The following is a 23,519-nucleotide window of genomic DNA, read 5'->3' as shown; positions in this document are numbered from 1 at the left end:
GTTCCCCCTTAAGATTTACAATACCTTAATATATTTATTGTTACTTATATTCTAATGAATTTAGAACAGTGTTAAAAGGAAAATAACCCTTTCAGTTACACTATTTATTTCCGATTTATAGGTGTTCTAAAAAGACTCTTATGACATCTGCTCCACCTATAAACGTACCGATTGAACTACCGATGTTTGCAAAGATAACAACGAGAAGTACACGGGTTACTTTGTTATTCCAAAATCCTTTAAAACTATGAACATCCTCCGATAGGTTTTCAAAATCCCTTACATTCGGCCTACGGAAATACGCTTGTACAAATCCTGCGAACCATCCGGCAGCAAGAAACGGCTCTAATGAGGTTATCGGAGCTGCAATAAACGCAGTAAGAACTGCAAGCGGATGTCCAAACGCCACTAGCGTACCTAGTGCCGATAATGTTCCATTCCATAAAATCCAACTAATTATTTGTTCAATACCTGCTGCTGAATTTGTCATAAATGTATAGACAATAAGGGCAAGAATGAATATCGGAATGGACCATCCAATCATTTTGGGAATTTTAGATTTTGGTGGGAGCTTTGATAATTCCTTAATGTCATGATCTTGTTTAATTTGCTCCTTAATTCCAGGTACATGCGCTGCACCAAGAACAGCAACAATCTTATCTCCAGGTGCCTCCTTAATTTTTTGAGCTAGATATTGATCACGCTCATCAATAAGTGGCTTTTTTAGCTTTGGAAAGCTTTCTGTAAATTCCTGTAGCATGGAATCAATCATATCTTGTGTCTTCATTTTTTCCAGATCGTCTTCCGAAATCGTTTCTTTGGTGAAAATACCTGCAATTACTTGAGTCAAAAGCATTGCCTTTCCTTTTAAACCAATACCACGCCAGATACGTGAAAAAGTTGTTTGGATATTACGATCTGCTAATACAAGATCTGCGTTGACTTCTTTTGCGGATTCAATCCCTTGGATCATTTCCTGTCCAGGGTTTATTCCAAACTGGCTCGCCATACGTTTTTGAAAAGAGGAAATAGCAAGATTCATGAGTAGTAATGTTGATTTCTTTTCTTTAATTACTTTAAAGATATCCGTTTCTTTCCATTTATTTCCTTCTGTAATCGATTTATACCGTTGTTCGTCTAATTCGACGCAAACCGAATCAGGATTTTCCGCTTCAATTACGGCTTTCACCTGTTCAGCACTATTTTTGGATACGTGTGCCGTACCAATAAGAATGATTTCCTTACCATCAATCTCCAACCGCGATATATTTTCTTCCGACATAGAATACCTTCCTTTTTAAACAACATCTATATAATTTTAATAATAAACTAGTTTGGAATAAAATAGAATTATTTTAACATTTTGTCTGATAAAAAACGTAACCTTCAAAAAGAGGGTTACGTTTTTCCCTTAACAACTATTACGAGGTCTATCTCTATATTATTTTACAATCTCCGTCATTGGAAGGTAATTCATACGCCATTGTAGCCATTGTCTCTCTCTTGTTTTACGAGGTAGAAACTGTCTTATATCATCTACATGGAAGCCAACTTGAAGCCTTTTTTCATCTAACATGATAGGACTTCTTAGTAATCTAGGGTGCTTATGAATAAGTTCTAGTAGTTCCTGCAGTGGAAGCGCATCAATATCTACGTTAAGCTCCTTGTAGGCTTTGGATCTAGTAGAAATGATTTCTTCTGTACCATCAACAGTTCTACGCAGAATTTGCTGCAATTCGTGAACCGTTAATGGTTCTTTTAGAATATTTCGTTCTACAAATTCAATATCAAATTTTTTAAACCATTCTTTTGCTTTTCTAGTTGATGAACATGCTGCTCCATAAATCATAACAGACATTTGTCATTCCCCATTTCAATTCGATTTTTCACAAACGTTGCATGCTACTTGTTAACATGCTCTTTGAAGATATCCATAAAATGCTTTGGAGATGATTTCACAGTATAGGAATAAACGCCTCGGATCGTATGTAGGTAAAGAAGACCAGCTCCTTCACCACCGATCTCGCGATAGGATATATCTAGCACGTCTTGTATCGGAAATTCACGGTGCTGACTCGTGATTTTATCTGTATACAAATGAAGGAAGCGTTTATGCTCGATGTCAACTTGCTCAATACTATAGACCTTTCTTTCGATCTTTATATACTCCTGTTTCGCTAGTAACTCCACGAAATCCCTCCGGCCTTTTTAAGCTTATTCTCTGGCGATAAATCGATTCTCTTCTTCTAAGAATCGAATAAAGTTATTCATTGCCAGCGCTGGCTGCTCTTTAATTGATTTAATATATCGTTCTTTTATCGTATCTGTTACAACATTACTTTTCTTAATCCGTTTAACGATAAACGACTCACTTACTTTCAAAATCTCTTTTCGTTGAAACTTTGCTTCTTTGGATAAAGCAAATCCAAATGCACCAAGCACTGCATAGATTATTAAAGAAATCGTTGTCCTTGTTTCAGGCATGACAACTAGCATAAAAAATAAATTGATAAGCGATAATGTAATGAAAGGAAATGCCCAAAACGAATATTTCGAAACTTTTTTGATGAAGGGTGATAGCGTTTCATTCAGACTATCTACTTCTTTCTTAACAAAATTCGGCATATCTGTGATGGGTAAATTCATGTTAATTCCCTACCTTTTTTAATTTTGTCTTTCTCTAAAAATTATTATATATTTTATAAGCTCCAAAACTGCTATCAATGTGCTCGCAACATACGTTAATGCTGCTGCGTTTAGGACTTTTCCTACACCTTTTTCTTCTTGATTCGTAATCATACCTAGTTCTAATAATTTATTCTTAGCACGCCTTGATGCGTCATATTCAACTGGTAGTGTCACAAGTTGAAATAATACAGCTGCCGCAAATAGTATGATTCCGACCCCAATTAAATTAGTCCAACGGAGTAAAAAGCCTCCAATGAGTAAGAATGGTGCCATTTGAGAGCCGATATTTGCAAATGGAACTAATCGATGTCTTAGTACTAACATAGCGTAATGGTCTGCATGCTGAATTGCATGTCCTACCTCATGTGCAGCAACAGCAAGAGATGCTAGTGAATTACCTCGATAGACTGGTTCTGATAATCGGACCACCTTCGCTTTCGGATCATAATGATCGGACAAAGCTCCTCGTCTTGAGAGTTCTATTCTCACATCAGTTAGACCTTCATAATCTAGAATTTTTCTAGCTACTTCCACACCAGTCATTTTTGATGTAGCGATAACCTTGGAGCCCTTATGAAAGTTACTTTGAACTCTCGATTGAGCCCACATTGCTAGTACAAATGCAATGATGATTAGAAAATCCATTGGATGAAAGAACATTTCGTATTCCTCCTAGAAGTTACCTACATCTTGTATTTCTATAAGATTTGCCATTTTCATCCCAGGTTTATACTATTTGTCTTTTTTTATTCTTATATCTATACGAATCAACTTTGTGTTTTGTTGCACATAATGATAAAAAAATAGATAGTTTTCTGGGTGTACTGTTAGTATAGAAAATAATTATGAACTGAATATGAACTAAAAAAACTACAAACAAAAATGTTTGTAGTCCTTTAAATCATTGATTCGTTGGGATTTTCACCGTAAAGGTAGAGCCTACGCCTTCCTCGCTTTTAACATCAATACTAAATTTGTGAATGGTAAGGATTTTCTTCACAATCGATAACCCTAATCCATTCCCCTCATCGGAGCGATTGCGCGCGCGGTCCACTTTATAAAATCGACTAAACAAATTGCCAATAGCAGCTTCTGGTATACCAATACCGTAATCTGTCACTTGAACACGGATACGACTAGCGGTTATACGTATGCCAATATCTATTATGCCACCATCTTCTGAATACTTGATCGCATTTGTGATTAAATTGAGCCAAACCTGCTCCATTAAATCCTTATCCGCATAAACTTCGACAGGCTCTAGGTCTAGATTTATTGTAATATTTTTTTTATGCCATAAAGGCTCTGTGGTCAGGACGGACTTACGCAGCTGCTCATCCAAACGATAAGATGTTGGGTTATAAGGATGATGCTCCGAATCAAGTGAGGCAATCCTCAATAAGTTATCACTTAATCGCGACATTCGCTCAATTTCCTGATAAATAATATTCAAATACTCTTTTTGATTTTCCTTTGGTATGACATCATCCATGATTGCCTTTGTAAAACCTTTAATTGACGTAAGAGGCGATTGGATTTCATGCGAAACATTACTTACAAAATCTGCACGCATGGTATCCAGTTTTTCTAGCTCTGCAGTCATGTGATTAAAGCTGTCAATTAGTTCTCCTACTTCATCTTGGTTTTTGCGGTTCTTTTTCTCTACTCGAACAGAAAAGTCCCCTTTTGCAATCTTACGTGCAGCAAGTGTTAAATTTCTAATTGGATTAACTAAATAGGTGGATGCCAGGACAATTAGTAAGCTTCCAACAAGGAGCACTAATAATAAAGAAATGAATATTCCCTGTTGCATATCCTCAAATTCATCTTCATAGTCAATTCTTGTGACAAGGGCATAGTTTTCTCCAGACACATGAATGGGAACACCAACTATTCTCGCTGACGACTGATTTTCATCCATTAGAACAACTGGGTCGTTTAATGTATGTGTTAATATTTCTTTAATTTCATCCTGCTTTATATGAATAGAGGATTTTTCTTCCCTTTGATAAAAAACCTCTCGCCCATTGGTAATAATAACGTCAAATTCGACATCATCAAATTCCTTCATTAATTCAGGGATATCCTCAGGACCTGCCATCTGAATAACCTCAGCCAAACCAATTGATATTTTAGATAGCTCTTCTTTAAATATCTTCTCCTGATCAAGTGAATAAGGTGTTAACACATAGGAAAGACAAATACTAACAATGACAACACCAATAAAGGTACCCACAAATTTTAAATACAAGCTTTTTTTAATCATCCATTGCCTCCAAACGATAACCAAGACCTCTTACAGTCGTTATCGTTATGTCATTCAGAACTTCAAGCTGTTCCCGTAATCGCTTTACATGAACATCTACCGTTCGCTCATCACCTTCGTAATCATAACCCCAGATTTTCTCAATTAACTGATTACGTGTGAATATCTTTCCTGGCGAGCTAGCTAAAACAAATAGTAGTTCACACTCCTTCTTTTTAAGCGTAACTCGATTATCACCTGATTGAACGATAAGCCTATCCTTATCAATAGTCGTATTACCTAATTTTATCACGCTCTCCGCATTGATATTGTATCGCTTTAAAAGTGCTTCCACACGAAGAATTAATTCAACAGGATCAAACGGCTTAACAAGGTAATCATCTGTCCCAGCTCGAAATCCTTTCACTTTATCCTGTGACTCACCCTTGGCGGTCACCATTAAAATAGGAATATCTATAAAGGATCGAATATCCTCTGTCAGCTCATAGCCATCAATTTTTGGCATCATCACATCGACTATTGCTAAATCAAGGGAATGCTTTCCAAGTATATCTAGTGCCTCTTGTCCATCGGAGGCTTCTATTACCTCATAATTACTATTTTCTAAATATAAACGAATTAATTTTCGAATGTGGGCATCATCATCAACAACGAGTATTGTATTCATTATTCGTTCACTTCCTTACTTTCATAAAAAAAACCCTTTTCTAACGATAAGTTTATCGCAGGAAGCACCTGCCGTAAAATTGCAGCTCTCTCATTCCATATATTTACTTAAAAATATCATCAATATTTTTCCAAACACCAACTAATACTATGAACAAACAAAATAAGGAGTGATAGAAATGAAAAAACATCTTGTACAGCTTTTCTTAGCTGTTGGGCTGTTCATTATGCTTTCTGCTTGTAATACAGATAATGCAAATGACGACAATAATGCGAATGCAAATATCTCCAGTATGAGCACCGACCAATCAAGTGGTGATTATCCGCATACTCAGCCAATTAAGACCCAGGATGCTAAATTTAAGTTTCGGCAAGTAGAAGATGAACCCAATAACCAACAACAAGGACAAGGGAATCGTCAGCTTCCAACGGGAGATAAGGTACCAAACACCAATAATGGAGCTAATCAACAACAGCAACAGCAGCCTCAACCACAACAACAACAGCAACAACAGCAACAACCACAACAAGGGAATTATTCCTTAAGTGAATTTGAAAATGAGGTCGTAACATTAACGAATCAAGAAAGACAGCAAGCAGGCCTTTCTATTTTAAAGGTAGATAACAGCCTCAGCAGTGTTGCAAGAGAAAAATCGAATGATATGCAGCAAAAGGGTTACTTCTCGCATACAAGCCCAACCTATGGGTCACCATTTGATATGATGCGCGACTTCGGTATTACGTATCAGTCAGCTGGGGAAAATATTGCTAAGGGTCAACAGAGTGCCAAGGAAGTGGTGCAGGCTTGGATGAATAGTGAAGGACACCGAGCAAATATTTTAAATGGTGATTTCACACATATTGGTGTTGGTTATGACCCTAGTGGACATTACTGGACACAAATGTTTATTCGAAAATAAACGAATTAGGGCACTTATAATGAGTGCTCTTTTTTTATGGATTCTACCACAGGTAGAACGCTTAATGGATCCATTCAACTAACAGTTGATAGGCGTATATAACCTCCTATGCTATGCTTGTTGTAACAGGGCGCACTGTTCATTAAATAGTAGGAGATGTTTCTATGTTGAATAGTCAATTAATCGGTTCTTATATTTCAAAGCTCAGAAAGGAAAAGGATTTTACACAGGTAGAATTAGCAGAGAAATTAAATGTCAGTCACCAAGCAGTCTCAAAATGGGAAAAAGGAGATTCCATCCCTGATGTTGGTACACTAATCACATTAGCGGAAGAATTTAAAATCTCTGTAGATGATATTTTAAATGGTGGAAGGCAGAATAATAAGCTTCATAATGTTGGCATGATTGTTCATAAAGTTGCGGAAGAACAACCAGTTGAAGCAGCAGCACTTGTTAATACAGGAGAAGCAGATATGGAAGGCCTTGTCTCGATTGCACCCGTCTTGAAATCCAGTTCCTTGGGGAAAATCACAAATCAATTAGATGAAGTTTCCTGGGAATATATCGCTAGACTTGCACCTTTTCTTGATGAAGCCTCATTGGAAGTACTTTTTCATAAGGTGAAAAACAGTGATACTTATTCCTGGAAACATGTTGTGAGATTAGCTCCATTCATCCAAAGTGATACTTTATTTCAACTTGTTCAGGAGCAGAAGGATTCATTAAGCATCCATAATATTGCTCAGATTGCACCTTTTCTAGGAAGTAAAGTCGATGAACTAATCCAAGAGACACCACTAGAGGAAGTTTCAGCTGAGTATTTGGTAAGATTGGCTCCATTTGTTTCACAAGAGGTCTTACATGGACTAGTTGACCAACTGGATCAAGATCTCTCACTCGATAAGCTAACGGCAATTGCGCCTTTTCTTGATCAGGAAATGGTTGATAAGCTTTTACTGGAACACGACATAAAGCAGATTAACTCCCAGAAATTAACACGGCTTGCACCTTTTGCAAGTAAAGACGTGATATCTGAGATTGCACGTTCATTAGACATTGATGATAAGACACTGATGGCAATTGCTCCATTTGTTGACCGACAAGTATTAGCTTCTATGGTAGAAAATGCTAGTATGCATGACATCAGTCCTTCTGCAATTGCTAGACTAGCACCATTTTTAGATAAAGAAACATTAGCAAAGCTGATAACCACTATTGCAAAATAACATCGCAGCCAGAGATTTCTGGCTGCGTTTCTTCTGTTTTAGAATTAGCAACAGTCATATCCTGAATAACGATATATGGTAAAATTTAGCTATAAAGATACTAAAAAGGACCGGAATTAAATAAGAACTACCAATATAATTAACTTTGGAGGAATTGACTAGCATGGTAATGATAAAAGAACGAATGGAAAATTATGGTGTACAAGGAATAAGCATAGCCTCTATTAAGGAGGGGGAACTTGATTCAGTACAACATTACGGGCTTCTTGAAAACGGCACATCTAAAACGGTGAATGATGAATCTATTTTTAATGCTTGCTCCATCAGTAAATTCGTAACAGCAGTCTTAGCCCTTAAATTAGTAGAAGATGGGTACCTTAATTTAGATGAGAATGTCAATACTAGACTGAAGACTTGGCAAGTTCCCCAAAATAAGTTTACCCAATCCAGTAGCGTTACACTTCGAAAGCTCTTATGTCATCAAGGTGGATTCATTGACCCAAAAGATAGCTTTGGGCTTCTAGAAGATAGTAGCATTCCCTCGATGCTTGAGTTATTGGAAGGAAGATCTGCTTATTTCCCTTCTCCGCTAGAAGTTTCCTACGTACCCGGTACTGAATTTCACTATTCCGATGCTGGATTTTGCCTCATTCAGCATTTAATCGAGGATGTAATGGGAGATAGCTTTGAGCATTTAATGGATACATTGCTTTTTCGACCATTACAAATGGATAACAGCACCTTTAACCCGATTATTTTGACAGAAAGAAATATAAACGTTTCAAGTGGCCATCACAAGGATGGGCAGGTTGTATTGGGCAATTACCCCATTTACCCATACCCTGCAGCAGCTGGTCTTTGGTCTACTCCAAGTGATTTAGCAAAACTTATGATCGAACTTATTTCTACATTAAAAGGTCCCAATAAACTAGGAATTGCACTAGAATTAATGCAAGCTATGTTTTCCCCACAGGGCTGTGCAGACTGGTCTGGCTTAGGAGTGTTTCTCGATAACACCAAATCTAGTCTTGAACTATCATCTTTAGGATGGGGAGTAGGATTTCAGAGCGCTATCGTTGCATTCCCTGAATCAGAATCGGGGATTGTTATCATGACAAATACGGACTTGGGAGTACATCAAACAGAGGGGTTAATCGGAGAAATTATTAAGTCTCCTATGCTGGAAAAAGTATAATAAAGTAAAACTATCCTTAAAAACAAAAATAGAAGCAAAAGGTCCTATTGGCGTATACCGCGTACCATTCATACGCTTCTCCTAATGACCTAATGCTTCTTTCTTTCTCTCTATTAAAGCTATATTGAACTTGTTACAATAGTCGTATTGTGATTATTAATCCAGTCCTTAATCTCTTCTACTTTCATTGGTTTACCGTAGAAATATCCCTGCATGACATGACAACCTAACTGAGTCAATTGTTCAATGTGATCATGGTTCTCTACGCCTTCTGCTATTACATCCAAATTTAGATCCTCTGCCATTAAAACAATTGCATTAATAATAGCATGCTTCTTAGGAGTATTAATGTCCTCCGTAAATAATCGATCTAATTTAAGTGCATCAATGGGAATACGGTCTAGTAATCCAATTGAAGAATATCCAGTTCCGAAATCATCCATCGATATTCTAACGCCCAATGAACGAATCCGATGAAGCTGTTGAACAACGTCGTTTATGTCAAATAAAACCATCGATTCTGTAATTTCTAATTCAAGCAAGCTCGGATCTAATTTCATTATCCCTAACACATCTTGGATCATTTCAACCAAACTACTTGTTTGAAAAAGACGGGTGGATAGATTCACAGAAACCGGCTGGGTTAATCCCTTTTCATGCCATGCATTGCACTGATTACAAGCATTTTCCAAAACCCATCTTGTAATAGGTACAATTAGTCCAGTCTCTTCGGCAACAGGGATAAACTCCCCTGGCGAAATAATTCCTAATCGGGGATGCTTCCAACGAATTAATGCCTCAAAGCCATATAAACTATTCGATTTCACATTCCATTTCGGCTGGTATACAATATAGAATTGCTCGTTCTCTAGTGCTAATTGTAGGTCTTTTTCAATCTCCATCCTACGTACCTCTTTAACACCCATTCCATCATTGTATACACAGTATTGGTTCTTTCCTAGACTTTTCGCTTTATACATTGCTGTATCAGCTGTTTTAAGGAGAACAGATCGATCAGCTTGGTTCACAGGTCCAATGCTGATTCCAATACTACCGGTCACATATAGTTCATTTCCTTCTATTCGAAAAGCATTCTTCAGTGTAATGAGTATTTCTTCTGCCAATTGTTCTGCTTGTGTTTGATCACAATCCTCTACAATAATTAAAAACTCATCGCCACCAATACGATATACTTGGAGGTCACTCCGGATAAATTGTTGCAAACGCGCTCCAACCTCTTGCACAAGCAAATCACCGATATGGTGTCCTAACGTATCATTAATTGCTTTGAACTGATCTAAGTCTAGAAAAAGAACGCCGATGCTCTCTGTACTTAATTTCGTATCAAAAAAGCGATTCATTTCATTCCGATTTGGTAAGCCGGTTATGGAATCTTGATAAGCCATCTTTTCCAGTACATGTCGATCAAAGTATTGTGCAGCCCAGGACACAAGTAAAATAATAAAAATGGTTACTGTGACACCATAAAGAAGGAAAAAGTCTATCGATTGCTCATGGTTCATTACCATGTCACCATGATGTTGAAACTCAGCTGCTGCCATACCCGTGTAATGCATGCCACATATCGCAATTCCCATAATAATAGCGGAGCATAGCTTTAACCAGCTTGATCCGGATTGATTTCGAAAACGAAGAAATAAAAATAATGCCCCATAGGATGCAATGAAGGCCACACCAGCAGATACGAGCCACATCGTGAAATCGTAAGTTAGCTCCACATTCATGATCATTGCTTCCATCCCGATATAATGCATCGAAACAATCCCAACACCCATCACTAAACCACTTAACGCAATTCGATACCGTTTAATATCGATTGGCATCGTAATACAGAAGGCAATAAATGAGGTAATCATACTTGCTAACAAGGACAATACCGTAAGTCCGATATCATACTTTACTGATACATGTAGGTGAAACGCTAGCATTCCAACAAAATGCATCGACCAAACGCCACTCCCCATCACAAATGAACCTGCCACAAGCCAGAATAGCTTCGTCTTTCCACTTGCATGCGAGATTTTTCCCACAACGTTAAGTGCTGAATAAGATGCTAAAATTGCAATCACCACAGACAATGCAACAATATAAAAGTTATAATTTCCTTCCACAAACATTACGATCCACTCCATCTGTCTATACCAATGAATTATATATCCAATTCTAATGCAACATTCTACAGAAATATCAAATAGGCTGCCAGATTATATCCGACAGCCTTTTTATTTGCTGTAATATTCACAGTACAGACAGCTTGTCGCCCTGTGACCCATTTTTTTGTAGTTTATGTGCCCATTTTCACTTCAACTTCAAGGCCATCTATTTCTTCTTGGGTGCTTTTGGATTATCTAGTACTATTTTATCATTTTCTGTTGCCTACTGGTATCACTTCATTTAATGTTTGACTAATGTTATTATTCTAATTTAATAGACATCTTCCATCTTCAAAATTAAAGCTACCCCCGACCAATAATAAATAATGGATGAGTTACTTTTTCCTTGCTTTCATAATAAAGGTTGCTGGAATCAATCTTGCCTTATCAACAGAATACCAGCGTCGTTCATCCCCATCAGGAACTTTATCAGGCAACACAACTTCATCTATTACATTTTCAACCTCAAATCCGGCTCTAATTAAAGCGGTGATATAGGTACTTAATTTGCGGTGATAAATGATTACTTCATGATGCCATGCCTCATTGTATTCTGGACCTTCATTCAGATAGGATTTATCAACGTAATAGGTGGAGTCCACACGTTTTACACGATCATGTAGCGGGTGTTCCCAGCTAAAAATTAGTATTCCGCCTGGTTTTAAATATTGATGGATGTTGGATAGGGTTTTATCTAAGTCTACTGTCCATCCCAGTGCATAAATAGAATATGCAATATCAAAATAATTCATTGGCAAACCTGGATTATCTTCCATTGCAGATTCAAATAAATTCACAGGCACAACCTGTGTTTGAAGGAGTTCATTCGCTGTTTCAATCTGCTTTGTTGTGAGGTCTAACCCCCAAAGCTCCTTCGCTCCTCTACCTCCCATATATTGCAAGGAATGTCCACTTCCACAACCAATATCAAGCACCTTTTTATCGGAAACGTCGCCAAAGAGATGTAAGTCCTCCTCATTTGGTGCAAGTGGTCCAAATTCAGGTAATGCCGTCCTTCCGAAAAAGCGCTCCGCATTAATTTCCCAGCTTCCTTTATTCATTTCTAACATTTCCTTTGTGTCCATGTGTTTACTCCTCAACATTTATTTTTTTATTATGAAAAGTATAATTTTCATGACACCAAAATACAATGCATCTCGTCTAAATGTTAAGAAGAAAATAAATCAGATACCTTCATAGTTGGGAGAATAGATATGAAAAAAACAGTTATTTTTTTATTCATTTTAACACTTCTAGGATGTAGCCAACTTGATGAAACAAAGTCAAAGGATATGAAATTTCTGTCTAGAATAGACATTGCATTTCTAAATGGTGAACAGAGAATGATTCTAGATAATGCTGTAATTAATCAAATTAGACCAATGATTCAGGAGATAAAGTGGGAGAATCAGAATAATATTCCAATCCGTAATAAAGCAGCCGCACAAATAACCTTGTTCTATCTATTTGACAAGAATATGCCAGAAAGACTTGAAACTTATGTAATTTGGTTCAAACAAACAGGAGCAATTCTATACAATCAGGAGGAAGATTTATATGGTAAGCTGGACCAGAATCAATCTAATGTACTAAAAAATATTCTTGAGAAGAAATCTGTAAATGGTTTGTAAAAGTTAGTAATAATTGAACACATCATTCCTATAAAACCAGTGTCAATTATTTTATATTCATATCGAAACAGCTTATAGATCCCATTATTTGGATAGAAGATCGCGGAGAAGCAGATAGGTACAATATACCATTTATGTAGCTTGTGACTATCTGTGGATTACCTATGGATTCGTTTTAGGCTACAATGATAATATGCATGGTAAGTCGTTACGGTGGGATTTTCGCTCCCCCCTCTAAGCATCAATTTAATGATGAAAGGGGGGATGCCTTTGGATTTCATGATAGCCATTTTGATGTTACTGTTGGCAGCGGGGTCTTTCCTCGTTTCTTTACTCGAGTTCATCAGGCAGTTAATCAACGACAGGATTAACAAAAAGTGAACCCCCACCCGTGACGGCTAAATCACTATAGGGTGAGGGTTCTCTGTTCATTTTTTTATTGTTAGATGTTCAGAGGGGATTCCACACCTGAACTTCTACCATGCAGGCCGGGGATGTTTAAAGCATCCTCGGTTCATATTATGCTAGTTTGGCTTTTATTATACATCCCACATCATCTTATGTCTATTCATATATCCCCTTATTTTATTAATAAACACCTTAATTCATTCCATTCATAAACAGGTAAATCCTTCATAACCCTATCTAAAAGCAATTATATCGTTTTAATATTTATGATACAATTTTATTGGATTAAAATTCCTTTTAGGGAGAACAAAGATGACTATTAAAGATGCTTTATCGGACTATTACAATAGCTGGAATGAAGGATTTAAAACAAAAAATGATTCAAAGATAAAAAAATTTATGGCGACAAGCTTTGTCGGGTATTGGGCCTATTCAACGATCGAAAAACCTGAAGAATACGATTATCACTATGATATAGTTTCGGTTTTAAACCAGTATCCTGAATCAACTCAAAAGGAATTTGATTTAATCTCCATTACAGAGCGAGGAAATGGGGATAACTATTTAGTGTATGGGACAGAAACAAGTCTTATTAACGGGCAGCCACATCTAGCAAAATGTCTATACGTGTGGGCGGTTGAAAATGGGGATTGGAAATTACTACGTGAATATATTGAAATAGAGCAATAATTCAGGAGATCATCTGAGAACGTGCTAAAACCTCTTTCAATTCATGAAATATCGGAAAGAGAAATAACTCGTACTATAGATCGAATTAGGAATACAAGAATCATTTCAGACTTAAACGCGAGTTACTTTAATTAAATAGCGAGGCAGCTTGTAATATTACATTTACAACTGCTTCATAACATGTAAGCATAACATCAAAATATAAATGATAAACAAGATGACGGCTAATGGTATCCGCTTCATGTTGTCCTCCAGTAATTAATCGTTATCTACTCATATGCGAAAATATTCGTAAACATTCAACCTATTATCTGTTAAGCAATCGATTTCTCTATATTTAATACATAATTGTATTGTAAATACGAAAGCTATATTGAAAAGAATACGTTAAAGATTGAAGCAAAAATCTTCTAACTAGGATGATTACCAACATGTGGTGGCTTGCATCTTATCTAGCATTAGTGATAAACCTTTTTATTATCTGGTTGATGCCAAAGCGTTTAACCAAGAAAGAGATTTACGTAACATGGTTTGTAATCGCACTGATAAACTTGAGTACAGATGTATTATTGAGTTTAGATTTTAGGCTTTATGAATTGGCCGAACCTGGCGTTCAACTCAGTGTTCACGTAATAGAATTAACACTTGGTCCCTCGTACGGAATTATCTATCTTAACTTCATGCCAGAACAAAACCGAAAGTTTTACCCATATATAGCTGCTTGGGTTGCATATGCCGTTATCTTCGAATTCATAATGGTCCAAGTGGATTTTGTAAATTATTCTGGATGGAAACTCTGGTATTCTGCCATTTACTACGTATTTGCATATTTATTTCTTCGCTGGCATCTTTATTATATTCGAAAATAACTATCTGAAAATTTATAGAGGCTGTCATAGTAGACAGCCTCTAGTTATGTTTTTTATAGTATTCACCGCTTAAACACCCGATCACCGTCGTAACTATAAACCGTCAGCTTATCATCCACATACGTTTCGATTAATACCTTTCTTCCCCATAACTGATAAATATACGGCAACACATTTTCTAAATAATGCAGATCTAATTCTGTGCCTTCATAACCGTGGACTAGATACAACTCACCATTTCGCATGTAATCGCCGTCCTCCACTGTTATATATGGAAAGCCTCCGTTTACGCGCATCGAAACTAATTGATCACGAATATTTTCATAATCCTTATCTGATATTCGATAGTAAGCACCTTGCTTCTCAAACAAATACATATCCTCTCGCTCAACCAGTTCCTTGGTTAAGTAATTTCGAATAAAGGAAATATCCGATTCAATTTCACGGACTTCAAATAGCTTTTCCCGACCAGAGCCTGGTTTTACGCCTCGTTCCTTCATCTCTTTCGTCGGATTATTATAACGCTCCTCAATATCCTCAAATATTTTCAAGCCCAAATAATATGGGTTAATTTGCTGTTTTGACGGCTGTACGACACTTGAGTTTAATTTGGCAAATTCGACCGTTTCATCAGTGGTTAAGTCTAGTTCTCGCATGATTCGTTGATGCCAGTAGGAAGCCCAGCCTTCGTTCATGATTTTCGTTTCCAGCTGCGGCCAAAAATAGAGCATTTCTTCTCGCATCATGGTTAAAATATCGCGTTGCCAGTCCTCTAATTCTCTGCTATATTGCTCAATAAATAGGAGTAAATCCTTTTCAGGTTTTGGCGGAAACTTTTTCTTTTTCCTTGAGGGCGGTTGGGTTTCCTTTGGTTTTTCATCCATATCCCAGAGGTCATCATACTCTGTTTTTACGCTTTTCCCTTCCTCTTCCTCCTCTTCCCAAACATACTGTGGTAATTTGGGACGGACAATGGACGGGTCGATATGCTCCTGAATCGCAAGGATCGCGTCTAAAAATTCCTCCACCTCTTGCTTTCCATGGATTAGCTCATACTCGGCAATTCGTTCGGCAGTTGCCGTCATACTCTCAACCATATCTCTTCTCGTATTAGAGAAACGAACATTATGTTTAAAGAAATCACAATGGGCCAGTACATGGGCGATAATTAATTTATTTTGAATCAGACTATTCGTGTTTAACAAAAATGCATAGCAAGGATCGGAATTGATGACAAGCTCATATATTTGGCTTAATCCCAAATCATATTGTAGCTTCATACGATGAAATTGCTTTCCAAAACTCCAATGGGAGAAACGAGTTGGCATCCCATATGCTCCAAATGTATAAATAATATCTGCTGGACAAATCTCATAGCGCATTGGATAAAAATCTAACCCAAATCCAATTGCAATCTCCGTTATTTCCTCAATGGCCTTGTTTAGCTCCTTTGTATCGGTCAACCTGATCCCTCCAAAAATGCTTTTTATAGTTTATGAGAAAAAATTGGAATGATGAACGACAAAGGGGAATAAACATAAATCGTAACCGTTACTATTTACAAATCGAAATGGTTACGATATAATTCATTTTATCGATTAAAAAGGAGAGATTTGTAGTTGAAGACATTTCGAATTTTATTCAGTGTAATGGTTCTAGCACTATTATTAGGAGCATGTAATTCAGAAGAAGCAAATAACAACTCTGAAGATGGAGATAAGCTAACTATTTATACGTCCATCTATCCGTTAAAGGATTTCGCTGAGAAAATCGGTGGAGAGTATGTAGCAGTTGAAAGCATTATACCGCCAGGTGCTGATAGCCATACATACGAGCCGACTTCAAAGGAAGTTATTGAAATCGCTAAATCTGACGCGTTTATTTATAATGGTTTAGGAATGGAAGCTTATGCTGAAACCATTCAAGAAACGCTCCAGGGTGAAGATGTTATGATGGTTGAGGCATCAAGTGGGGTTGAAGTCATTGAGCATACGCATGATCACGCCCATGAACACGCAGAAGGCGAAGCTAGTGAAGAAGAGCATGACCACAGCCATTCAGAAGGCGAAGCTAGTGAGGAAGAGCATAACCACAGCCATTCAGAAGGCGAAGCTAGTGAAGAAGAGCATGACCATGAGCACGAGGAAGGTGAATCCAGTGAGGATGAACATCACCATGATCATGGTGATCAAGATCCACACGTTTGGTTAGATCCATATCGCGCAATTGTCCTTGCGGAAAACATTAAGGATGCACTTATCGAGCTTAAACCGGAACAACAAGAAACGTTTGAGCAAAACTATGAAACATTGAAAAAAGAGCTTGAAGAGCTTGATTCCCAGTTTCATACGTTAATAGAATCTAAGGAAAACCCAGAGATAGTCGTATCACATGCAGCTTATGGTTACTGGGAAGAAAGCTTTGGAATAACGCAAATTCCAATTGCTGGACTTTCACCTAGTGAAGAGCCTTCACAATCCGAGTTATCCGATATTGTTCAACTTGCTAAAGAGCATGAAATTAAGTATGTAATCTTTGAAACGAATGTAACACCGAAAGTCGCAGAAATCATTCGTGAAGAAATTAATGCGGAGCCGCTTTACCTCCATAATATATCTACCTTAACAGAGGAAGATCTCGAAAACGGAGAAGATTACTTTAGTTTAATGAAAGCGAATCTTGAAACATTGGATAAAGCTTTGCAATAATTATAAACAAAAATGCATTTGGAGCGTTTCGTATCTCCAAATGCATTTTTTTCTTATGCAGGTGTAACCATCACCTTAACCATATTATTCGTAAATTCTACTGGATCATCTATTGGCAAGCCTTCAATTAACAGTGCCTGATTAAACAAAATACTTGTATAAAGTGTTAACTTTTCTTTATCTGTATCATATGCCGTCTTTAACGCTTGAAATACCTCGTGATTTGGATTAATTTCAAGCACCTTATCCGCTTTAACACTTTGATTATCAGGCATTGCATTAATAACCTTTTCCATTTCAATAGAGATTTCACCTTCAGCTGTTAAGCATACTGGATGTGATTTTAGGCGTTTTGAAATTCGTACCTCTTTTACTTTTCCGCCTAGCTGCTCTTTCATGTATGCAAACAGCTCTTTGTTTTCACTCGCTTCGGTTTCAGAAGCCTTCTCATCCTCAGATTCAATCCCTAAGTCATTACTTGATACCGATTTGAATTCCTTTTCTTCATAGTTCATTAAAACACGGATAGCGAATTCATCTATTTCTTCCGTGAAGTATAGAATTTCAAATCCTTTATCGGCAACTAATTCCGTTTGCGGTAGCTTTTCGATACGCTCAATGGATTCTCCAGTTGCATAATAAATGTATTTTTGTTCTTCTGGCATTCTCGATACATATTCAGCTAATGTCACGAGCTTGTTCTCTTTTGAGGAATAGAACATCAATAGATCTTTTAGGACATCCTTATTCGCGCCAAATTCATTATAGACGCCAAATTTCAACTGTCTACCAAAAGCATGATAAAATTGTTCATATTTTTCACGTTCGTCTCGTTGTAGACTGAGTAATTGGGATTTAATCTTCTTATTAATGTTTTTAGCAATTAGTTTTAATTGTCGATCATGCTGTAGCATTTCTCGGGAAATATTTAGTGACAAATCCTCTGAATCCACTAAACCTTTCACAAAGCTAAAGTGATCCGGAACTAAGTCTGCACACCTTTCCATGATTAAAACACCATTCGAATACAGCTCAAGACCTTTTTCATAATCCTGTGAGTAATAATCAAATGGACGGTTTTCTGGAATAAATAAAATGGCATTATAGCGAATTGTTCCATCAACATTTGCGTGGATATGCTTTAATGGCTTGTCAAAGCCATAGCGCTTCTCATGATAGAAATTCTCATAATCTTCATCACTTAGCTCGCTTTTATTTTTTCTCCAAATGGGAACCATACTATTGATGGTTTCTTCTTCCATATATTCAACGTAATCATCACTGTCTTCTTCCTTCTTACTTTTCGTAACATCCATCTTAATTGGATAACGAATAAAGTCAGAATACTTCTTAATAATTTCCTTCAAGCGATATTCCTGCAAATACTCCTCAAAATTCTCATCATCTTCATTTTCTTTTAGCTTTAATGTAATTTCGGTTCCAACTGTTTCTTTTTCTGTTGGCTCAATTGTATAACCATCTGATCCTTTTGATTCCCATTTAAATGCTTCATCACTACCCAATGCCTTACTTTTTACTGTTACAACATCCGCTACCATAAATGCAGCATAGAACCCTACTCCAAACTGCCCGATAATATCGTGACCATCCTTTACTTCATTCTCGCTCTTGAAATTAAAGGAGCCACTCTTGGCAATTGTACCTAAATTCTTTTCTAATTCTTCCTGAGTCATCCCAATACCTGTATCAATTAGCGTTAAGGAACGCGTTTCCTTGTTCGGGATAATTTTTATGTAATAATCGCTCTGATTAAAGGATAAATTTTCATCGGTTAATGCTCTGTAGTAGATCTTATCAATTGCGTCACTTGCATTGGATATTAGTTCCCGTAAGAACACCTCACGTTGAGAGTAGATGGAGTTAATCATCAAATCCAATAATCGTTTCGACTCGGCTTTGAACTTTCTTTTTCCCATTCTTTTCATCTCCTTATCATCTTGGTAACTATTATTATGAATACCTTCATTTTAGCACTCTAATACAAAGAGTGCTAACGCCTAACAAATAAATATCATATCTGTTTGAATGGTGTCAACAGGAATGCTATTAGGGTAAGAAAAATCACGAGGAAAATCTCTAACCACATAATCCCTTTCGCATATTTCTTGATGAATTAGGAGATTTTATTATCAGGAGGGATAGTATGGACCATCAGTTTTTATCGGTTGAGGAATTTAATGAGCTTATTCAGCAGTGGGGTGGACAGACTGTGAAGATAACGAAGCACGAAATGGACGATATTGATCAAACCATTATGAAATTACAGCATATATCCTATGATCGGAACACACGTAGAATTGATGATTATGTACCCATGCATAGCTTGCAGTTAAATGGCGAAGGACAAATTGAAACACTTGCAGAAATGAGTAGTCAGCCGCTTCCATCACCTGTCTATGAGATACCACTTCAGGATAATACCCTTTATGAGTTTGATGGACATAAGTTTTTTATTACGACAGATCGTGGCGTATATAAGATTGAACTAACCAATTCGTAATTTCTCCAAAAAAAATCCCCCCAACAGGGGATTTTTTCATACATCGGCTACACAACTGCTGCTTCTTGTTGGAAAAAGCGTTTCATTGCATGATAGACATCTCGCTTCTCCTTTAAAATATAATGACGAAATTTTGGATTCTCAATAGTGTTATATGCACGCATTAGCGTGGAGTGGCGATTATAAATATTGACCTCTGCATAGCCGAACATATTGGACACATCCATTATTTCGCTGACGAGTTTCATACATTTTGGATTATCTGATGTTATATTTTCACCATCTGAAAAATGAAAAGGATATATATTATACCGAGATGGCTGATAGTGTTCATCAATTAATTCCATTGCTTTGGCATATGCTGAAGAACATATTGTTCCACCACTTTCTCCCTTTGAAAAAAACTCCTCTTCTGTCACAACCTTAGCCTCCGTATGATGGGCTATATAGGCAATGTCTACCTGCTCATACTTTGTTTGTAGGAAGCGTGTCATCCAAAAGAAGAAGCTGCGCGCCATATATTTCTCAAACGACCCCATTGAGGCACTTGTATCCATCATCGCTAGCACGACTGCCTTTGACTCTGGTTTAATAACGTCGTTCCAAGTCTTAAATCTGAGGTCATCATTATAGATTGGTGAAATACCCGGCCTACCTTCCCTAGCATTTCGTTTAATAGCCGTTAATATGGTACGTTTTTTATCGATATTTCCCATTAAACCTTTTTTTCGGACATCATTAAACGCTGTCTTTTCCGTTATAATCTCTGCCTGTTCCTTCTCTTCAAGATTTGGTAAGGCTAGTTCTTTAAATAGGGCTTCCTCCAACTCCGCTAACGAAACCTCCGCTTCATAGTAGTCACTCCCAGGCTGATCGCCAGCCTTCTTTCCATCGCCAGGACCGTTTTTATTCTGCCCCTTCGCATTCGGATCCTTTCCGACTACATCTCCTACTTTACTGTCTCCATTTCCTTGCCCTACATGCTTGGATTTGTTGTAGTTATAACGAATTTTGTACTCATCTAATGAACGAATTGGAACTTTAATAATATCCCGCCCATTGGACATCACGATGCTTTCTTCACTTATTAAGTCTGGTAAATTGTTTTTGATGGCTTCCTTTACTTTATCCGTATGACGTTGCTGATCTTGAAAGCCTTTGCGATGGAGGGACCAGTTTTCCTCGGAGACGACAAAGCTGTGTTTACCTTCCTGCATACCTTCCCCTCCTATACAATTTTATAGATTGCCTGGCATTCACATGCCTTAAAAAATGGCAGATAGGGAAGTGAATCATCCTATCTGGTAAAAAAAGATCGTACTCTCCTTCAGAAGATTACGATACTTTTCTCTATAATATGCAGTTAGGCGCATATTATTGCAATATAACGAAAAATTGGGATTACAAAAAGGTAACAAGACTCGAATATTTTTCCAAGCCTTGTTACCTTTTAAATTGTATTATTATCGGTTCAGTAAGCTTCCAACATAGCGCAATAACTCATTAGCGGAAACCGAATTGTATCCATGCTCATCAATTAATCTAGCAATGACCTCATTAATCTTCTTAAGCTGCGACTCATCTGGTGTTTTCGATGAAGTAGTAATCTTCACAACATCCTTTAAATCCGCAAATAGTTTTTTCTGAATGGCTTCTCGTAATCGTTCATGTGAATTATAGTCAAAACGCTTGCCCTTTCTGGCATATGCGGAAATTCGAATGAGGATTTCCTCTCGGAAGGATTTCTTCGCATTTTCTGAGATTCCAATCTGTTCTTCAATAGAACGCATTAGTTTTTCATCTGGATTTAATTCTTCACCTGTTAACGGATCTCGCAGCTTATTCTTATTACAGTATGCTTCAACATTATCTAAATAGTTATCCATTAATGATTTAGCAGACTCTTCATAGGAATATACAAATGCTTTCTGAACTTCTTTCTTCGCAATATCATCGTACTCTCTTCTCGCAATTGCTATATAATTCATATAGTTTTCTTTATCTTCACTCGAAATGGATGCATGCTGATCTAATCCTTCCTTTAAGGAACGTAATACATCTAGCGCATTAATGGAAGGCACTTCTTTTCGAATAATGGCAGATGATATCCGGTTAATAACATATCTAGGATCAATGCCATTCATACCTTCGACTGGGAATTCCTTCTTTAATTCCTCTACATCCACTTGATTAAAGCCCTCTACATTCTCCCCATCATAAAGGCGCATCTTCTTTAGCAAATCCATCCCTTGCTTCTTAGAGTCTTCCAATCGAGTTAATACGGAGAATATAGCAGCAACACGCAATGCATGTGGCGCAATATGGACATGAGCCATATCGCTTTGCTTAATCATTTTTTCATAGATTCTTTCTTCTTCACTCACCCTTAAATTATACGGAATAGGCATGACAATGATACGGGAGTGAAGGGCTTCATTTTTCTTATTGGAAATGAATGAACGATATTCGGATTCATTTGTATGTGCCACGATGAGTTCATCCGCCGATATTAATGCAAATCTTCCTGCTTTAAAATTCCCTTCTTGCGTTAGGGAAAGCAGATGCCATAAGAATTTTTCATCACACTTTAACATTTCCTGAAATTCCATCATCCCACGGTTTGCCTTGTTCAGTTCACCATCAAATCGATACGCTCTCGGATCTGATTCCGAGCCATACTCAGCAATCGTAGAAAAGTCGATACTCCCGGTTAAATCTGCTATATCCTGTGATTTTGGATCGGACGGACTAAACGTTCCAATCCCAACACGCTTATCCTCGGAAAAGAAAATTCTTTCCACCATCACATCTTCGACACATCCGCTATATTCCTTTTCTAAACGCATGGTGTTGAGTGGTGAAAGACTCCCTTCAATACGTATGCCATATTCCTGATGGAATTCCTCTCGCAGATGATGTGGAATTAAATGCAAGGGATCTTCATGCATCGGACAGCCTTTAATTGCATAGACAGCACCCTCATCTGTTCGGGAGTATTGCTCTAATCCACGCTTTAGCATGGTGACAATGGTGGATTTACCACCACTAACAGGTCCCATTAACAGTAATATTCGTTTTCTTACATCAAGTCGTTTGGCTGCCGGATGAAAGTATTCTTCAACAAGTCTTTCAATTGCCTCTTCTAAACCAAATATCTCTTCGCCAAAGAACTGATACATCTTTCGACTATTTCTTTCCTCGACTCCAGCCGCTTTAATCATATTATACACACGTGAGTGGGCTGTTTGTGCTACTTCCGGTCTATCCTTGATAATTTCTAGGTACTCCGCGAATGTACCCTCCCACTTCAGACGATTCTCTTCCTCTCGATAGTTCTTCACCCTGTTCAGAATATCCATGTTTGTCTTCCCTCCATCTAGGACGCGGTTTATATAGCTTATGCGGAAGGTAGTGTCGTGATGCCGACAAGATATGAAATTGAAACGCTACGAAAACGAAATAAAGCTGGTTTTCCATTATTTTAAGAAAGTATTGACTAGATGTTGTATACTTATAGAAGGTGTGTTTTTAGGCTGTTGTTGAATCAATTGATTCTA

General features: G+C 37.3%; 22 protein-coding genes. 9 read left to right on the top strand and 13 right to left on the bottom strand.

The annotated features are described in order from the left end of the window. Positions 1 to 115 precede the first annotated feature (115 nt). The 7 genes from ABC228_RS07340 to ABC228_RS07310 form a co-directional block, all read right to left on the bottom strand. Complete coding sequence (locus ABC228_RS07340; RefSeq protein ID WP_345824456.1) at positions 116 to 1,282, bottom strand: TraB/GumN family protein; 1,167 nt, start codon at positions 1,280 to 1,282, stop codon at positions 116 to 118. Between the two features lie 159 nt (positions 1,283 to 1,441). Then, positions 1,442 to 1,858 carry a Spx/MgsR family RNA polymerase-binding regulatory protein gene (locus ABC228_RS07335; protein ID WP_345824455.1) on the bottom strand — a complete coding sequence of 139 codons (417 nt, stop codon included), beginning with the start codon at positions 1,856 to 1,858 and terminating at the stop codon, positions 1,442 to 1,444. Positions 1,859 to 1,902: 44 nt separating this feature from the next. After that, a complete protein-coding gene (locus tag ABC228_RS07330) occupies positions 1,903 to 2,190 on the bottom strand; it encodes a hypothetical protein (protein WP_345824454.1) in 288 nt (95 codons plus the stop codon). 24 nt (positions 2,191 to 2,214) lie between these two features. Beyond that, the gene (locus tag ABC228_RS07325) at positions 2,215 to 2,646 is read right to left on the bottom strand and encodes a DUF5392 family protein (RefSeq protein WP_345824453.1); all 432 of its coding nucleotides are present in this window, start codon (positions 2,644 to 2,646) and stop codon (positions 2,215 to 2,217) included. Positions 2,647 to 2,664: 18 nt separating this feature from the next. Further along, positions 2,665 to 3,348 (bottom strand): zinc metallopeptidase, encoded by a 684-nt coding sequence (locus ABC228_RS07320; RefSeq protein ID WP_345824452.1) that lies wholly within the window; start codon positions 3,346 to 3,348, stop codon positions 2,665 to 2,667. A gap of 241 nt (positions 3,349 to 3,589) precedes the next feature. Further along, a complete protein-coding gene (locus ABC228_RS07315) occupies positions 3,590 to 4,954 on the bottom strand; it encodes a HAMP domain-containing sensor histidine kinase (RefSeq protein WP_345824451.1) in 1,365 nt (454 codons plus the stop codon). Further along, on the bottom strand, positions 4,947 to 5,621 hold the full coding sequence (locus tag ABC228_RS07310; protein WP_345824450.1) for a response regulator transcription factor: 675 nt from the start codon (positions 5,619 to 5,621) through the stop codon (positions 4,947 to 4,949). The genes ABC228_RS07315 and ABC228_RS07310 overlap by 8 nt, the downstream gene beginning before the upstream one ends. Positions 5,622 to 5,799: 178 nt before the next feature. Here ABC228_RS07310 and ABC228_RS07305 point away from each other — a divergent pair, with 178 nt between their 5' ends. From ABC228_RS07305 to ABC228_RS07295, 3 genes are all read left to right on the top strand, one after another. Then, positions 5,800 to 6,540, top strand: a complete 741-nt coding sequence (locus tag ABC228_RS07305; RefSeq protein ID WP_345824449.1) for a CAP domain-containing protein — start codon at positions 5,800 to 5,802, stop codon at positions 6,538 to 6,540. A 164-nt stretch (positions 6,541 to 6,704) separates the two neighbouring features. Continuing rightward, entirely contained in the window at positions 6,705 to 7,766 is a 1,062-nt protein-coding gene (locus tag ABC228_RS07300) for a helix-turn-helix domain-containing protein (protein WP_345824448.1), read from the top strand. A 163-nt stretch (positions 7,767 to 7,929) separates the two neighbouring features. Further along, on the top strand, positions 7,930 to 8,961 hold the full coding sequence (locus ABC228_RS07295; RefSeq protein ID WP_345824447.1) for a serine hydrolase domain-containing protein: 1,032 nt from the start codon (positions 7,930 to 7,932) through the stop codon (positions 8,959 to 8,961). Positions 8,962 to 9,080: 119 nt separating this feature from the next. On the opposite strand, the gene ABC228_RS07290 is transcribed toward ABC228_RS07295, so the two are convergent. Next, positions 9,081 to 11,099, bottom strand: coding sequence for a bifunctional diguanylate cyclase/phosphodiesterase (locus ABC228_RS07290; protein ID WP_345824446.1), 2,019 nt, complete (start codon positions 11,097 to 11,099; stop codon positions 9,081 to 9,083). Positions 11,100 to 11,470: 371 nt separating this feature from the next. Then, positions 11,471 to 12,220 (bottom strand): class I SAM-dependent methyltransferase, encoded by a 750-nt coding sequence (locus ABC228_RS07285; RefSeq protein ID WP_345824445.1) that lies wholly within the window; start codon positions 12,218 to 12,220, stop codon positions 11,471 to 11,473. A gap of 129 nt (positions 12,221 to 12,349) precedes the next feature. Between ABC228_RS07285 and ABC228_RS07280 the strand changes: the two genes are divergently transcribed. From ABC228_RS07280 to ABC228_RS07270, 4 genes are all read left to right on the top strand, one after another. Beyond that, entirely contained in the window at positions 12,350 to 12,766 is a 417-nt protein-coding gene (locus tag ABC228_RS07280) for a hypothetical protein (RefSeq protein WP_345824444.1), read from the top strand. A gap of 249 nt (positions 12,767 to 13,015) precedes the next feature. Continuing rightward, positions 13,016 to 13,147 (top strand): putative holin-like toxin, encoded by a 132-nt coding sequence (locus ABC228_RS19100; RefSeq protein WP_427902219.1) that lies wholly within the window; start codon positions 13,016 to 13,018, stop codon positions 13,145 to 13,147. A gap of 339 nt (positions 13,148 to 13,486) precedes the next feature. Next, positions 13,487 to 13,864: a DUF4440 domain-containing protein gene (locus ABC228_RS07275; protein WP_345824443.1), complete on the top strand. Its 378-nt coding sequence runs from the start codon at positions 13,487 to 13,489 to the stop codon at positions 13,862 to 13,864. A 431-nt stretch (positions 13,865 to 14,295) separates the two neighbouring features. Beyond that, complete coding sequence (locus ABC228_RS07270) at positions 14,296 to 14,733, top strand: CBO0543 family protein (protein ID WP_345824442.1); 438 nt, start codon at positions 14,296 to 14,298, stop codon at positions 14,731 to 14,733. 62 nt (positions 14,734 to 14,795) lie between these two features. On the opposite strand, the gene ABC228_RS07265 is transcribed toward ABC228_RS07270, so the two are convergent. After that, complete coding sequence (locus tag ABC228_RS07265) at positions 14,796 to 16,196, bottom strand: SpoVR family protein (RefSeq protein ID WP_427902213.1); 1,401 nt, start codon at positions 16,194 to 16,196, stop codon at positions 14,796 to 14,798. Positions 16,197 to 16,352: 156 nt separating this feature from the next. On the opposite strand from ABC228_RS07265, the gene ABC228_RS07260 reads away from it, so the two are divergent. Next, the gene (locus tag ABC228_RS07260) at positions 16,353 to 17,441 is read left to right on the top strand and encodes a metal ABC transporter solute-binding protein, Zn/Mn family (RefSeq protein ID WP_345824441.1); all 1,089 of its coding nucleotides are present in this window, start codon (positions 16,353 to 16,355) and stop codon (positions 17,439 to 17,441) included. Between the two features lie 53 nt (positions 17,442 to 17,494). Here the strand turns inward: ABC228_RS07260 and htpG are convergent, their stop codons facing one another. Further along, the gene (htpG, locus tag ABC228_RS07255; RefSeq protein ID WP_345824440.1) at positions 17,495 to 19,378 is read right to left on the bottom strand and encodes a molecular chaperone HtpG; all 1,884 of its coding nucleotides are present in this window, start codon (positions 19,376 to 19,378) and stop codon (positions 17,495 to 17,497) included. A 227-nt stretch (positions 19,379 to 19,605) separates the two neighbouring features. Here htpG and ymzB point away from each other — a divergent pair, with 227 nt between their 5' ends. Then, positions 19,606 to 19,962 (top strand): protein YmzB, encoded by a 357-nt coding sequence (ymzB, locus tag ABC228_RS07250; RefSeq protein ID WP_345824439.1) that lies wholly within the window; start codon positions 19,606 to 19,608, stop codon positions 19,960 to 19,962. 47 nt (positions 19,963 to 20,009) lie between these two features. Here ymzB and yhbH read toward each other — a convergent pair whose 3' ends face one another. Both yhbH and ABC228_RS07240 read right to left on the bottom strand, forming a co-directional pair. Next, positions 20,010 to 21,179, bottom strand: a complete 1,170-nt coding sequence (gene yhbH, locus ABC228_RS07245) for a sporulation protein YhbH (protein ID WP_345824438.1) — start codon at positions 21,177 to 21,179, stop codon at positions 20,010 to 20,012. 246 nt (positions 21,180 to 21,425) lie between these two features. Then, positions 21,426 to 23,321, bottom strand: a complete 1,896-nt coding sequence (locus tag ABC228_RS07240; RefSeq protein WP_345824437.1) for a PrkA family serine protein kinase — start codon at positions 23,319 to 23,321, stop codon at positions 21,426 to 21,428. Positions 23,322 to 23,519 lie beyond the last annotated feature (198 nt).

Source organism: Ornithinibacillus xuwenensis (genome assembly GCF_039614845.1).
In the GTDB taxonomy this organism is placed as follows: Bacteria; Bacillota; Bacilli; order Bacillales; family Amphibacillaceae; genus Ornithinibacillus; species Ornithinibacillus xuwenensis.
The sequence above is the reverse complement of the archived record's forward strand: the minus strand, read 5'-3'. Positions and strand labels throughout refer to the sequence as shown.